Here is a 13,873-nt window from a genome sequence, read left to right on the forward strand (position 1 = left end):
TCGCAGACCATGAACCGGACCGTGCGGCCGACCGGATACGGGTCACCGGACGTGCTCGAGCTCGTCGAGACGCCGATACCGCTGCCCGCTGCCGACGGTGTCGTGGTGCGGGTGCGCGCGGCCGGGGTGAACCCCATCGACTGGAAGCTGTACAGCGGCGCTTTCCACGACGTGGACGAGCAGGAGAAGGACGCCGCCGGGCTCACCGAGGAGCTGCCCCGGCTGGGATTGGAATGCGCGGGAGTGGTCACGGCGATCGGTGCGGACGTGCACGATGTCGAGATCGGCGCGGAGGTGATCGTCTACCCGGTCACCGGCGCCTACGCCGATTACGTCACCGCGCCCGTGACCTCGCTGATCCCCAAACCCGCCGAGCTGGGCTGGCCCGAGGCCGGCGCGTTGATGCTCACCGGCACCACCGCGGTGCACACGCTGCACGCGGCCGGCGTCGGCCGGGGCGACACCGTGCTCGTGCACGGCGGCTCGGGTGGGGTGGGCCTGCTGGTCGTGCAGTTGGCCGTGGCCGCCGGTGCGACCGTGATCGCCACCGCGGGTGCCGCCAATCATGAACTGCTGGACAGCCTCGGTGCCATCGCGGTGAGCTACGGTCCCGGACTGCTGGATCGCGTGCGGGCCGCCGCGTCCGGACCCATCACCGCCGCCATCGACTGCGCCGGTGGTGACGAGGCCCTGGATGTGTCGCTCGAGACGGTCGCCGATCGCAGCCGCATCGCCTCCATCGCGGCCTCGGATCGCCATATCGCCGCGGGGATCAAGGCGCTGGGTTACGGACCCGGCCAGGACGCGGGGTTCGCCGTCCGCAATGCCGCGCGTGCGGAATTGGCCGCGCGCGCGGGCGAACTGCGGATTCTGGTCGACGCGGTCTACCCGCTGCCCGAGGCGGCGCAGGCGCATCGCGACGGGATCAAGGGCCACGCACCCGGCAAGCTCGTGCTCATCCCGTAACCCGTGCTCGGTGGCCCATGCTGATCATATGAATGATCACGGTGTGCCGGTGCTCTACGCGATCGTCACCGGCTCGTCCCGGGCGAGTGAGATTGCGGCACTGGTGGATATGGCGCGCGGCGACGGGTGGCAGGTGTGTGTGATCGCCTCCCCGTCGGGGAGAAGGTTCATCGATGCCGAGGCGCTCGCGGCCGCGACCGGATGGCCGGTGCGCAGCGAATACAAGGATCCCGGGACACCGGATCTGCTGCCGCCCGCGGACGCCATGATCGTGGCTCCGCTGACCGGAAATTCGGTGGCCAAATGGGCGGTGGGGATTTCGGACACGCTCGCGCTCGGTCTGCTGATCGAGGCCACCGGAGATGGGAAACCGGTTGTGGCCGTTCCCTATTCGAGTCCCGGACAGTTGAACTTCGCACCGATCAAGCGGGCGCTGCGCATCCTCGCCGAGAGCGGTGTCACCATCGTGCCCGCTGAACCGGGTGCGGCACTTCCACTTTCGGCGGCCTGGCGGGCGGTGCTCGAGCATCCCGCGCGGCGTGTCGAGTCGTAATTGATGGGAAAACGCGAGGTGGGGTTGTGGCGTTGTGGGGGTACCGGTGATCGATCCGGCTATCGTGTCCTGCGTGACGCGTACTCCTACCTCAGATCATCGCGCCCCCAAGCGGCAACTGTCCTGCCAGTGGTGTGGGAGGGAGATCGCCGATTCGGAGGTGGGACGGCGTCGGCGCTATTGCCGCCAATCGTGTCGGCAGCGCGCGTACGAGGCGCGGAACAGTCTGAAGGGGAGCGGGATTCCCGAGGATTCGGTGGTGCTCAGCGCGCAGGAGGTCGGGGATCTGTCCGATCGCTGGTTCGCCGCGCGCTGTGCCGCCGAGGATGTGGCCACCGCCGTCGAGGAGGGGGCCGATTCCATCGAACTGTCCGAACTCACCGCGATATTGGTGAAACTGACGCGCGATGCCGAGCGGTTGCGCTGACACCGGTGGCGGAGGTCGCTCGCGTGCGGTCTCGCCCGTGGATCGCGTAGACCAGGCAGGTGCCCAGTAGCAGTACGGCGGCGGTGATCCCGAATCCGATCAGGGTCGCCGCATCGGGGTGGATCAATGCCTGGCCGCGCAGCGCCTGCCAGGCGGTGACACCGAACACTCCGGCATAGGTCAGGGCGAGCACCCAGATCAGGTCGGCGCGAGCGCGTTCGGTGCGCAGCCAGCGGGTGCGCGGAGCCAGACGGGCCAGCAGCAGCGCGGCGATGATGAGAATCTGAATCGCGTGCAGGCCCAGGAAATGCGCGATGCGCAGATCGCCGCCGACGGTGCTCCAGTGCGTGATCGGCATCCCCGCGACGCCGTCGCGCACGCTGGGCTGTCCGGCTTCGAAGGTGTGCCCGGCCGCGAGCTCGATCGGCTTGCCGTAGGCGTCGGTGGATTCCTGTTTCCCGCTGAAGCCCATCATGTACGCCACGGCCATTCCGGCCACGGCCAGGGCGAGTCCGGCGTGGATGGCGCGCGTGACGGGTCGATCGGTGACGCGCTGCCAGCTCAGCGTCACCGCGATGACCAGATTCGCCAGGAACAACCCGGGCACACCGGTCATGAAGATCTGCTGTCCGATGGTGTTGAAGGCGTCGGTCTCGGTATTGAAATGGCTGAAGGTGCCGCGCGCGGCCTGCATCACGATGAATCCGACATCGAGTATTCCGGTGGCGGCGAATATCGTTCCCATCCACCAGGTGAGCCGCTGCCCGCGATGCGGGAACCGCAGCAGCCACGCCAGGGTGAGCGAGTACGCGACGAAGGCGACCGCGAATTTGAGCGGTTTGAGCCAGACCGATTCGTGCAGCAGCATGCGATCGTCGAATGCCATGGCGCACAGCGAGAATACGGCCAGGGTGGACATGACGACGGTCATCCCGAGTAGGGGGCGATGCCAGGGCCGCAGGGTGGAAGCGGGCGCGGGGGCAGGGTTTTCGGCGACGCTGGTGGTCATATCGGTGACGCTAGGAGCGCGTTCCCGCGCCGGGCGTCCCCCGCCGGTGTGGTCGGCACGTAGTACCCGGGTATGAGAAGAACCCCGCACCGATATCCCGGGTGGGGTTCTTGTCATGGAAAAGCGTTGCGCGGCAGCGGGAATCCCTCTTCGATTCCCGGTGCGTCCCGAGCACCCCTCATCGATGTTCGGGCGGGGTTGGAGCGAAGGCTCAGTCGGACGCGGTGCCGACATCCATGCCGCGGCCCGCGAGCCAGGGCAGCGGGTCGATGGCCGCACCGGGGGAGGTATGCACCTCGTAGTGCAGGTGCGGTCCGGTGGAGTAGCCGCGGCTGCCGACGGTGGCGATCTCATCGCCCGCGCGCACCTGCTGGCCGACGTTCACCAGGATGTCCTGCATATGGCCGTAGACGCCGATGGTGCCGTCGTCCTGCTGTACGCGCACCCACAGGCCGAAACCGGAGGCGGGGCCCGCCTCGATGACGGTGCCGTCGGTGACGGCGCGAATGGGCGAGCCGAAGCCGTCGCCGAAGTCGATACCGGCGTGCATGGCGCCCCAGCGCACACCGAACCCGGAGGTCAGCGGACCGGCCACGGGGCGAACGGTCTTGGGGCGGGCCTGCTCGATTCCGAGGTTGCGCAGGAAGTCGGTGACCTCCGGCGGCACGAACTGCGGCATCTGGGCTTCGTACGGGGTGAACGCGGTGAACTTCGCAGCGGGCGCGGTGGCGGCGGCGATAACCGAGGCATTGCTGTCCGGGGTATCGGTGTTCGGGTCGGCGGCGGCCAGCGCGCTCACGGAGGCGCAGACGACCGCGGAGACGGCCACGGCACGAGTTGCGGCCGACCGGTACCGGCTCGCCCTCTTCAGGCTTCGAGATAACGGAACGGTTACGGGCATGCATCGAACGTATGAGAGGTCATAACCGGTCCGCAAACCCTGTTGCGACCGTCACATTGGTACAAAACGCCAGGTCGATTGTCACGGGTAGATAACGACACGGTGGTAATTTCGTTATGACCTCGGGATCGGGCGTTCGAGCGTGTATTGACCTGATCAACTTCGCCGGGCACCCTATTTAAGTGCCCGCTAACGGAGTGAAAGTGCTCAGCGCCCTGGCCGACCCTACCCGGCGCGCGGTCTTCGAGGCGCTACCGCAGGGACCGCGATCGGTCGGCGAGCTCGCCGAACTGGCCGGAGTCAGTAGCTCGGCGGTATCTCAACACCTGAAGGTCCTGCGTGAGGCACGGCTGGTGATGGTGCAGCCCGAGGGCACCCGCCGCCTCTACACCCTGGACCCGCGCGGTTTGGCCGATGCCCGCGACTATCTCGAACAGTTCTGGCCCAGCGCTATCGCGGCGTATTCGGCGGCGCTGTCCAGCGCCCGTGCCGATATCGCGGACACCTGACGCCCGTTCGACAACGCCTCCTCTATATAGAAGCGGTCACTCCCATATAGAGGAGTGACCGCATATAGCGGAGTGCCGCGCGGTCGTTCAACCCACGCGCCGGTAGGCCTGCTGCGCACGGCGATCCAGTCCGGTGCCGGGCCACGGTCGTTTGCGCAGCTGTTTGTCGATGGCGTTGATGACCTCGGGCACATTGATCTTCAACAGTCCCGCATCGGTGGTGTCCGCGTCCGGATCCCCGACCTGCCCGGCCCACAGCACCGCATGCCTGCCCAGCAGATGCGGCGGCGGACCACTGCGGCTGGGCGGGGTCGGCCCGAACAGCAGGACCGTCCGGGTGCCGAAAGCCGTTGCCAGATGGGCGACTCCGGTATCCCCGCACACCACGAGCGCGGCCTCGGCGACCGTGGCGGCGAGTTCGATGAGGTTCTGCTGGCCCGCGAGCACATGGGTGATGGGCAGTCCGGCGCGCGCGGCGACCCCGAGGGCGATATCGCGTTCGGTCTCGTCACCGGTGAGCACCACATCGCGTTCCTGCACCAGCAGATGCCGCACCACCGCCGCGAATCGATCCGGTGGCCAGCGCCGCGCCGCGGCTCCCGCGCCGATGTGCACGACCACGCAATCGCGATGGCTGGTGCTCGCGACCGGTGGCACCAGTCCGAGATTGCGGCGATCGGCGCTGATCCCCGCGGATTCGAGCAGATGACACCAGCGGTCCACATCGTGCATATCGATCTGCCAGTCGGGTCCGGCCACCTCCGGGAAGGCCGGGTTCCGATAGGTCAGTACGCGGTCAGCGTGTACGCGGGTGAGTTCGGCGATGCTGTCGGCGCTCGCTCCGTCGAGGTTCACTGCGAGCGCGGGTGGCGCTCCGTCCCAGCGGATTCCGGCGGGATCGGCGGTCGGGATCATCTCGTCGATGGAGGCGATGAGATCGACAATGGGTTTGAGTCGGTGCGGTGCGGCCAGTGCGATGTGGTCCTGGGGCCGGGCCCGGCGTAGTGCGCGCAGTGCGGGGACCGCGGTGAGTAGATCACCCAGCCCGCGTGCCCGCAGCACGAGTACAACCGCCACCTGCGTTCTCCCTAAGCGTCACTGCTCACACATTGAGGGCCCTCCCGGTACAGCACGGAGAGCCACTGGAGGAGGACTACCCGGCCGGTGGGGTGGCAAAACCTGTGACGCACCCGATCAGCAGGGACTTTTCGGTACTACCGGCTGTCGTTGACGCGAGCGGATCCGTTAGCGTGTACAGCCATGGACGTTGTCTACAACCTGGTGGTTGTGTCCCATCTGCTCGGGATGGCGGCGGTGGTCGGCGGATACGTCGCCGCGCAGCCCCGAGTGTCGGAATTGATGGTGTGGGGTGCGCGCGCCCAGCTCATCACCGGCGTGATTCTGGTCGGGCTGGCCGAGTCGATCGATTCGCTCGGCAAGGATCCGAATATGCCGAAGATCATCACCAAACTCGTTGTGGCCGTACTGGTCGCGGCGTTCGCGGAGATGGGCCGGGCCGATGCCAAGCGCGGTAAGGCGGTGCCGTGGATGACACACGCCGCGGGTGGGCTGGCGATTCTGAACGTGTTCATCGCCGCGCTCTGGCACTGACGCCGCCGCGCCCCGGCGCTGAATGCTCACGCAGCGCCTCGGCGCTGAATGCTCAGGTGGCCGAGGCGCTTCGACGTGACGCGGGATGTCCGTGCTTCCGGATTATTCGCCGCCGTGCCTCGAGTCGGCGTGGCGGGCAAACGATTTCGCCAATTCGGCGGCCACGACGGCCTGACCGGCCATGGTCAGGTGAATGCTGTCGGCGCTGAGCCAGTCCGCGCGCAGCCGGGCGGGGTGCTGCCAGAATTCGGTGAGGATGGCGTCGTGCCGCGCGGCCACCCGCCGCACACTCTCGGCGAACCCGGCGAAACGCGGGCGCAGCGGCCGCAATGGCCCGGTGAACGCGTCAGCCAGGGTGAACATGGACAGCCGCGCACCCGTCGCGGCGATATCGGCGCACAGTTCGTCGAGATCGCGTTCGACCGCCTCGACATCGCCGTCGCGGCGCATGAGGTCATTGCCGCCGCAGGTGATGTGCACCAGATCCGGGCGGAAGGCACGCAGTACGCCGAGCTGTTCGGCGCGCACCTCGGGAATGGTCGCGCCGACGCGGCCGGTATTGAGGTAGTCGGTGGCCGGATGCGCGGCCAGGAACCAGCGCGCCAGGCGATCGGCCCAGGACACATTCTCATGACCCGGGGAGGGATCGCCGGTGCCCGCCGCGGTGGAATCGCCGATGACCGCGAACCGCCGCCACGGCACCACCGCGAACAACTCGCGTGCGATGGGATCGGTGAGTAGATAGGGATCGTCGAGTCCGATCCGGGTGCGCGGGGTTCGGGTGTCCAGGCTGGGGAGGTCGGTGCTCACCTCGCGCATGCCGGTGTCGGCGGTTCGAATGTCATTGGCGCTCATGCGTTCACTTCCTCGGTGCGAGCGGGCAGGGCCACGAGTACGGCGGCGGCCAGCGCGATGATCGCGCAGACCAGGAACAGGGTGTGGAAGGCGGCGATGGGATCGCTCGGCCGGGCGGCGAAGATCGCGGCCAGCACCGCCACCCCGAGCGCGCCACCGGATTGGCGGGCGGTCAGATTCATGCCGACCCCGGCCGCGAAGCGTTGCGGCAGAAGCGATCTCGCGGCCGCGGTGCCGAGTACGGTCACCACGATGCCGACTCCGCCGCCGCCGAGAATGCCCGCGGGAATCCAGCCCTTCCAGAGTTCGGGGGTGGCATCGAAGACACCGGTGCTCATGTACAGCGTGGACGCGGCGAACATGAGCGCGCCGAGCACTCCGAGCCAGCGCTGGACCGATTCGGATGCGCGCCCGGCGATCACGGCGGTCACCATCGAGGCGATGGCCCCGACCGTCATGACCCCGGCGGACTTCAATACCGAGTAGTGCCAGATGCTGTCGAGCCAGAGCGGTCCGGCCAGCAGCCAGGCGAACATGGCCGTGCCGAAGACGAACGCCACGGCGTTGACCAGTGCGTACCGGTGACTGCGCCACAGGGTTACGGCGATGGCGGGGCGCGGATGCCGCCGCGAGCGCCACAGTGCGATGCCGAGCAGGACCGCCCCGCCGATTCCGGCGATCAGGGTGCGCGGATCGGTCCAGCCCCACTGCTGTCCCTGGGTCACCGCGGCCACGACCGCGCCGATGCCGAGTCCGGTGGCGGCGGTGCCGAGCAGATCGGGCAGTCCGTCACGGTGACGTTCTTCGTTCGAGGTGAGGGTCAGTCCAAAGGCGATGAGCGCCAGCGCGATCGGCACATTGATGACGAAGACCGACCGCCAGCCGAACCAGTCCACGAGCGCACCGCCGACCGCGGGGCCGACGGTGGCGGCGAATCCGCCCGCGGCGGTCCAGGCCGCCATGGCCATGCCGATGTGGGCGGGCGGGGTGGCGCTGAGCACCAATCCCAGTCCTGCGGGGATGAGGAATGCGGCGGTCGCGCCCTGCAGGAAGCGTCCGGTGATGAGCCATTCGGCTCCGGGTGCGAGTGCGCACAGTAGTGAGGTGAGGGCGAATCCGGCCAGCGCGCCGAGGAATACGCGTCCGCGTCCGAGTGAGTCGGCCAGGCGTCCGGCGGGGGTGAGCAGTGCGGCGAAGGCGACCGCGTATCCGCTGACCACCCAGGTGAGTGTGGCCGGTGCGGTGCCGGGGTAATCGCGCCCGATGGCGGGGAAGGCGATGTTGACCACTGAAAGATCAAGGAAGGCAATGAAAGCCGCGCCGCAGGCCACCAGTAGTGCGCGGCGGCTGGAGCGGTCGGCGGGGTGCGGAAGGTGCCCGTCACCGGTGGCCGGCGTTTCGGCGGGTGTGGGTGCGGGGGATTGGTCGGAGTCGGCCGGCGCGAGGGCTGGTCGCGCGGAGGTCTCTGTCATGGGAGTGCTTCCGAGAGGCGGGATCAAAACTGTACGCACGATCGTTCGTATTGTTGAAAAGTACGACCGATCGTGCGTTTAGGCAAGAGTTAGTGCGAGACTGGAAGAATGGATGAGCCCGTGCACCCCGCTGAACAGCAGATTTCCGATCAGCGCCTGCTGAAGGGAGCGCGCGCCCGCGCCTCCATTGCCCGGCATGCCGCCGATGTCGCTTCCGTGGAGGGGCTGACCGGGTTGAGTCTCGGGCGGCTCGCCACCGATCTCGGGGTGAGCAAGAGCGGTGTGGCGACGCTGTTCGGCACCAAGGAGAATCTGCAACTGGCCGCCGTCGAATCCGCCCGCGAGGTATTCATCGACCATGTGGTGCGGTCCGCGCTCTCGGTCCCCGGGGGTATCGACCGCCTGCGCGCGCTATTGGACAACTGGTTCGTCTACATCGGTGAACCGGTCTTGCCCGGTGGTTGCTTCCGGGTTGCCGGACTCTCGGAATTCGATAGCCGCCCGGGCCCGGTGCGCGATGCGCTCGCCGCCGATCGCGCGGACTGGTTCGCGTTGCTGGAGAAGGAGATCGGCCGCGCCCAGGAGCAGGGTTACGCGCTCGGACAGGATCCGCACGCGCTGGCCTTCCAGTTCGACGCGCTGGTGTCCGCGGCCAATACCGCGGCCCGCCTCGGCGACGATTCCGCGATCCCGACCGCCCGCACCCTCATCGATCTGCTCATCGGATCCGCAACGCGCTGAACGGATTCGCGCGGAACGATCATCGACATCGCGCTGACCGGCGCGAACGCGAATTTCTTTCGCGGAGTGCAGTTTTGCCCGAAATGCGCGCATGCGCGCAGGTCAGAGGTTGTTTCACGTGGAGCGAGGCGCATACATGATGACCGCGACACCCGCCAGGCACACCAGCGCGCCGATCACATCCCAGCGGTCCGGCCGAAACCCGTCCAAAACCATGGCCCACAGCAGCGATCCGGCCACGAACACCCCGCCGTAGGCCGCCAGGATCCGCCCGAAATTCGCATCGGGTTGCAGCGTCGCCACAAACCCGTAGCACCCCAGCGCGATAACCCCCGCCCCCATCCACGCCCATCCGCGATGTTCGCGCACCCCCTGCCAAATGAGCCAGGCCCCACCGATTTCGGCGACGGCGGCCAGTGCGAACAGCGCGATCGATCGCAACACGGTCATGTGCACAACCCTAGAGCAGCGATTTATCGGCGAACGCTGACCAGGTGCGCGCGGATCATCCCGTCCACCGCGTCGGTTCCGAACCGTGCTGTGAGTGCCCGCTCCGCCGCCGCGGTTGCCATGTCGAGATCACCCCGGGCCTCGATCTCATCGCGCAGCGGAGTGCCGTGACAGTAAGCCAGTGCGGGGATATGCGCCGACTCCGCACGGCTGCGCTCGGTGACGGTATCAATGCGTGGTTCACCGAACCCGGCCCGCAGCACATCCGCGGTAATCGTCGATATCTCGTGATAGCCGTGCGGTGTGCGCGCGAGAAACCGCGGTGGATCGTCCGGAAATATCGATGCCATCGCTGCGATCACGGTATCGGCGAATTCATTGACCTGGATGCGATCCCAGGTGCTGAACACGAACCGTCCGCCCGGCCGCAGTACCCGGCGCGCTTCGGCATACGCGCCGGTCCGGTCGGGGAAGAACATCGCGCCGAATTGGCACACGACCGCGTCGAAGCAGGCATCGGGGAAAGGGAGTTGCTGGGCGTCGGCCTGCCGCCATTGGACCGGTCGCGCGGTCCCGATCGCCGCGGCCTGATCCAGCATGGCCTGGTTCAGATCGGTTGCCACAATGGCTGTGCCGGTGGCCAATTCGCGTGCGAGCACCCGGGTGACCACACCGGTGCCCGCCGCGATCTCCAATACCTCGGATATATCCGGTGCGGTGAGCAGTCGCACGGCGGGCAGTGCGTAGGGCTCGAATATCAATGGCACCAGATAGGTTTCATAGAACTTCGCCACGACCCCCGTGAACACGCTGTCATCGGCTGACATGACGCGACCTCTCGCACCTTTTCGACTCGTCAGCCGAGCGTACGCCGCCGCGTGTACCCCTCGACGCGGGTTAGCCAATCGGATGCCGGATGTCCGGCCGGACCGCCCCTCAGGTCGGTCCGGCCGGGGGTCAGCGTTGCCGCGCTGCGGCGTCGAAGAGTTGCTGGCCGAGGTAGCCGCCGGGCGCGGGGACGCCGGGCGGGAGGACGAACACGGCCGAACCGACGGGGGTGGTCCATTGGTTCAGGGCGTCGAATTCCGCGAGGCGGGCCTGTACCGGCAGATACTGGGCATCGACATCGCGTTGGTAGGCCGCGAACAACAATCCCGAATTCGACACCTGGCCGGGGGCCGGTGCCTCGTCATAGTTGTAGCCCCGGCGCAGGAATCGCTCATTGTCGTGCGCGTGGTGTGCGCGAGCGATGTGTGAGGAGGGCGGGATCACCGGGATGCCGTACTGGTCGACCTTGGTGAAGTCGGGGTCGTCGAATTCGGTGGTCCCGGTCAGGGGCGCACCGTTCGAATCGTGCCGTCCCATGGTGATGGCTCGCCCGTCGGCATCGAGTTCGTCCCAGGTGTCCAGCTTCATGGCGATCCGGCGCAGCACCAGGGAGGTGCCGCCCGCCAGCCACGGGCGCGCGGTGCCGTCATCCCAGACGAGTCGATCGAAATCGGCTGTGCCCGGCGGGATATTGACCGTCCCGTCCACCTGGCCCATGAGATTGCGCATGGTGTGGCCCTTGGGCGCATTGCGGAATCCGCGTTGCACCCAGCGCACCCGCACCAGCGATTTCACATGTTTGGACAGCACCCGCACCGCGTGCGCGACCGTGGTGGCCTCGTCGGCGCAGATCTGCAACAGCAGGTCCGCGCCGGTGTAGGCCGGATCCAATTGATCGATCTTGAAGGGCGGCAACTGTTTGAGCCAGGCCGGGCGTTCGGCGTCGAGTCCGGCCGCGGTGAACAGTTCCGGTCCGAAGCCGACCGTCACGGTCAGCCGGGCCGGGCGCTGCGCCAATTCCGGTTCGGTATCGGCGAGTGCCGGAATGCCCCGGGTGAGCCGGGCCGCGTCATCGGTCCAGATCTTGAGCAGACCGATGATGTCCTCGCGGCCCAGCCCCGGATTCAGATCGAAACCCACGAACGCGGCCGAACCCGGTGCGTCGGTGGCGATTCCGGCCTGATGCGGTCCGTAGAACGGCACCGTCTCGAGTCCGGGATCGCGATCGTGTTCGCGATGGGTGGCCGAGGCCGCGCCCCAGCCGATTCCGGCCGCACCCGCGACGCCCGCCACCGCGGCGCCGCCCCCGAGCAGGCGACGCCGGGTGACGCGGGAGGGGTGCGGCGGTGTCGGCTCAGCCACCGTGCGCGGAGTTGTCGCCACCGGCGGGCGTGTAGTTCTCCTTGCCGCCGGCGAAATCACGCACCTGCGCGGTGACGGTGGTGCTGGAGCCATCGGAGAACACCAGGGTGATGGCGGTTTCCGAACCGGTGCGCAGCGGCTGCTTCAAATCCATGAACATCAGATGTTCCGCGCCGGGCTTGAGCGTGGCCGACCCGTGCGCGGGGATGGCGAGCCCACCTTCCTTGGGGCGCATGGTCTTATCGCCACCGGCGGCATCGGCGACCACCTCGTGGATCTCCACGCGCGCCGAGGCCGGACTGGACGCGGCCACCAGTTGCACGGGCTGATCACCGGAATTCTCGAGCGTGCCGAACGCGGCGGACATCCCGCTGTCGGCGGCCTTGATCCACTGATCCTTGATGGTCACCTTGTCCGCGGCCTTACCGGCGGACGAGCTCGACCCGGAATCGGAGGAACAGGCGACGGGGAAAACGGCCAGCGCCGATACGGCGGCGATGGCGGTGAGGCGGCGGGCGATACGCGGCGCGCGGCCTGCGACAGATACGGACACCAAATACTCCGTTCGATGAGGAAAGCGGCGGAAAACCTCGACCCGAAACGTCAGAACACCGAAAGCGGTTGTGCGAACGGCCTACCCGGGGCGCGAACGGTCATGACGACGGTCTGCTACCCCACGAGCGGGTGGTACACGGTGCGGTCACGCATGGTGCCGGAACACCGGGCGCGCACGATGCGCCCGCGAAGAATGCTGCTACGCCGGGGCGAGGTGAGAGAGATGACGCGCCCGTGCGGGTGGCCCGCGCCGCGCGATTCCCGGAGTCACCGCCAGCAGCCGGGCGGTGGCTCGCTCCGCGGTGGCGGTCGGGCGTGCGCCCCGCTCGGCCGGAACGGGTGCGTCGGCGAGCGCGAGAATGAACCGCCGCACGCTGGTGACGGCGCGCCGCATACCGGCTTCGGCGGCGCGAATCGCCATGGCCCCGACCGGAATCGCGATCAGATGCGCGACCAGCATGGCGGGTGAGGCGGCGTGATGGTGATGTCCGGGCGACATCGACAACGCGATATGCCCGATACCCTGACCGGCGGCCAACATTCCCATCAACGCGATCGGCCCGTAGCCCGGTCGCACCGCGGCCACGATCACCCCGATCAGCGCGCACGCCGCGAACAGCAGCGCCAGTGCCGATCCCGCGGGTGCGGTGGTCCCGCCGCCGAGCCCGTGCGCGAAGATGGCGACGGCTCCCGAGGCGGCCCCGACGGCGGCGCCGCGCAGGCGCGCGGTGTGATCCGTCGGTGAGTGCACCCGGTCATACTACGACCGGTCGTATCAGAACCGGTGTCCAGGCCCGGACTTCGCGCCGACCGGTTCGTCCCGCTCGGGCGGTCCGGGACCGGGGTCTCCACAAGATCTACACAAGCGGTGCGAACCATCTCCACGCGCACTGCCTAATGTCACCTCCATGGAATCGAGTCAGCAGGGCAGTGCGCGGCGGATTCTCGTGGTCGAGGACGAACCGACCATCGCCGAATCGATCGCAGCCCGTCTGCGCGCCGAGGGGTTCAGCGTGGAGCTGGCCCATGACGGTCCGGCCGCGGTCGCCGCCGCCGCATCGCTGCTGCCGGATCTGGTGGTGCTCGATGTGATGCTGCCCGGATTCGACGGACTCGAGGTGTGCCGACGCATTCAGGCGCATCGACCGGTCCCGGTGCTCATGCTCACCGCCCGCACCGATGAGACCGATGTGCTGATCGGGCTCGGGGTCGGCGCGGACGACTATCTCACCAAACCGTTCTCACTGCGCGTGCTCACCGCGCGCATCCACGCGCTGCTGCGCCGGGTGGAGCGCACCGCCACCCCCGGGGCCACCATCGTGGTCGGGGATCTGCGCATCGACACCGATCAGCGCAGGGTGTGGCGGGCCGAGGCCGAAACCCAGCTCACCCCACTGGAATTCGAGCTGCTGGTGCATCTGGCGCGCCGTCCGCGCGCGGTGCTGGCGCGGGAACGACTGCTCTCGGAAATCTGGGGCTGGCCCGACGCGTCGGGCACGCGCGCGGTGGACAGTCACATAAAGGCCTTGCGCCGCAAGCTCGGCTCGGATCTGATTCGTACCGTGCACGGCGTCGGTTACGCGCTGGAGGCACGATGAGATCCGGACCCGGGGGGTGTGCGGTACATGGTGGGG

General features: G+C 68.0%; 17 protein-coding genes. 7 read left to right on the plus strand and 10 right to left on the minus strand.

The window, feature by feature from the left end:
- Positions 1–9 precede the first annotated feature (9 nt).
- From ACFVUS_RS03720 to ACFVUS_RS03730, 3 genes are all read left to right on the plus strand, one after another.
- A complete protein-coding gene (locus ACFVUS_RS03720) occupies positions 10–966 on the plus strand; it encodes an NADP-dependent oxidoreductase (protein WP_387765388.1) in 957 nt (318 codons plus the stop codon).
- 28 nt (positions 967–994) lie between these two features.
- On the plus strand, positions 995–1,519 hold the full coding sequence (locus tag ACFVUS_RS03725) for a flavoprotein (RefSeq protein WP_387761612.1): 525 nt from the start codon (positions 995–997) through the stop codon (positions 1,517–1,519).
- A gap of 73 nt (positions 1,520–1,592) precedes the next feature.
- A complete protein-coding gene (locus ACFVUS_RS03730) occupies positions 1,593–1,946 on the plus strand; it encodes a hypothetical protein (protein WP_364634112.1) in 354 nt (117 codons plus the stop codon).
- Here ACFVUS_RS03730 and ACFVUS_RS03735 read toward each other — a convergent pair.
- Entirely contained in the window at positions 1,897–2,955 is a 1,059-nt protein-coding gene (locus ACFVUS_RS03735) for a hypothetical protein (protein WP_387761613.1), read from the minus strand. The genes ACFVUS_RS03730 and ACFVUS_RS03735 overlap by 50 nt on opposite strands.
- Positions 2,956–3,166: 211 nt before the next feature.
- Positions 3,167–3,784, minus strand: coding sequence for a M23 family metallopeptidase (locus tag ACFVUS_RS03740; protein ID WP_387761614.1), 618 nt, complete (start codon positions 3,782–3,784; stop codon positions 3,167–3,169).
- A 254-nt stretch (positions 3,785–4,038) separates the two neighbouring features.
- On the opposite strand from ACFVUS_RS03740, the gene ACFVUS_RS03745 reads away from it, so the two are divergent.
- Positions 4,039–4,365: an ArsR/SmtB family transcription factor gene (locus ACFVUS_RS03745; RefSeq protein WP_387761615.1), complete on the plus strand. Its 327-nt coding sequence runs from the start codon at positions 4,039–4,041 to the stop codon at positions 4,363–4,365.
- Between the two features lie 87 nt (positions 4,366–4,452).
- Here ACFVUS_RS03745 and ACFVUS_RS03750 read toward each other — a convergent pair whose 3' ends face one another.
- Entirely contained in the window at positions 4,453–5,442 is a 990-nt protein-coding gene (locus ACFVUS_RS03750; RefSeq protein ID WP_387761616.1) for a glycosyltransferase family 9 protein, read from the minus strand.
- A 183-nt stretch (positions 5,443–5,625) separates the two neighbouring features.
- Here ACFVUS_RS03750 and ACFVUS_RS03755 point away from each other — a divergent pair, with 183 nt between their 5' ends.
- Complete coding sequence (locus ACFVUS_RS03755) at positions 5,626–5,976, plus strand: hypothetical protein (RefSeq protein WP_375967432.1); 351 nt, start codon at positions 5,626–5,628, stop codon at positions 5,974–5,976.
- A gap of 102 nt (positions 5,977–6,078) precedes the next feature.
- On the opposite strand, the gene ACFVUS_RS03760 is transcribed toward ACFVUS_RS03755, so the two are convergent.
- Both ACFVUS_RS03760 and ACFVUS_RS03765 read right to left on the minus strand, forming a co-directional pair.
- Positions 6,079–6,831 carry an SGNH/GDSL hydrolase family protein gene (locus ACFVUS_RS03760; RefSeq protein ID WP_387761617.1) on the minus strand — a complete coding sequence of 251 codons (753 nt, stop codon included), beginning with the start codon at positions 6,829–6,831 and terminating at the stop codon, positions 6,079–6,081.
- On the minus strand, positions 6,828–8,303 hold the full coding sequence (locus tag ACFVUS_RS03765) for an MFS transporter (RefSeq protein WP_387761618.1): 1,476 nt from the start codon (positions 8,301–8,303) through the stop codon (positions 6,828–6,830). Before ACFVUS_RS03765 ends, ACFVUS_RS03760 begins: the two co-directional genes overlap by 4 nt.
- 108 nt (positions 8,304–8,411) lie before the next feature.
- Here ACFVUS_RS03765 and ACFVUS_RS03770 point away from each other — a divergent pair, with 108 nt between their 5' ends.
- A complete protein-coding gene (locus ACFVUS_RS03770; protein WP_387761619.1) occupies positions 8,412–9,044 on the plus strand; it encodes a TetR/AcrR family transcriptional regulator in 633 nt (210 codons plus the stop codon).
- A 114-nt stretch (positions 9,045–9,158) separates the two neighbouring features.
- Here the strand turns inward: ACFVUS_RS03770 and ACFVUS_RS03775 are convergent, their stop codons facing one another.
- The 5 genes from ACFVUS_RS03775 to ACFVUS_RS03795 form a co-directional block, all read right to left on the minus strand.
- Positions 9,159–9,494 (minus strand): YnfA family protein, encoded by a 336-nt coding sequence (locus tag ACFVUS_RS03775; RefSeq protein ID WP_387761620.1) that lies wholly within the window; start codon positions 9,492–9,494, stop codon positions 9,159–9,161.
- Positions 9,495–9,517: 23 nt separating this feature from the next.
- Positions 9,518–10,321 (minus strand): class I SAM-dependent methyltransferase, encoded by an 804-nt coding sequence (locus ACFVUS_RS03780; RefSeq protein WP_387761621.1) that lies wholly within the window; start codon positions 10,319–10,321, stop codon positions 9,518–9,520.
- 130 nt (positions 10,322–10,451) lie between these two features.
- Complete coding sequence (locus ACFVUS_RS03785) at positions 10,452–11,684, minus strand: Dyp-type peroxidase (protein ID WP_387765390.1); 1,233 nt, start codon at positions 11,682–11,684, stop codon at positions 10,452–10,454.
- Positions 11,677–12,237 (minus strand): copper chaperone PCu(A)C, encoded by a 561-nt coding sequence (locus ACFVUS_RS03790; RefSeq protein ID WP_387761622.1) that lies wholly within the window; start codon positions 12,235–12,237, stop codon positions 11,677–11,679. Before ACFVUS_RS03790 ends, ACFVUS_RS03785 begins: the two co-directional genes overlap by 8 nt.
- A 201-nt stretch (positions 12,238–12,438) precedes the next feature.
- Complete coding sequence (locus tag ACFVUS_RS03795) at positions 12,439–12,990, minus strand: hypothetical protein (RefSeq protein ID WP_387761623.1); 552 nt, start codon at positions 12,988–12,990, stop codon at positions 12,439–12,441.
- Between the two features lie 157 nt (positions 12,991–13,147).
- Between ACFVUS_RS03795 and ACFVUS_RS03800 the strand changes: the two genes are divergently transcribed.
- Positions 13,148–13,837, plus strand: coding sequence for a response regulator (locus ACFVUS_RS03800; protein WP_387761624.1), 690 nt, complete (start codon positions 13,148–13,150; stop codon positions 13,835–13,837).
- Positions 13,838–13,873 lie beyond the last annotated feature (36 nt).

The organism is Nocardia sp. NPDC058058 (assembly GCF_042885355.1).
GTDB lineage: Bacteria > Actinomycetota > Actinomycetes > Mycobacteriales > Mycobacteriaceae > Nocardia.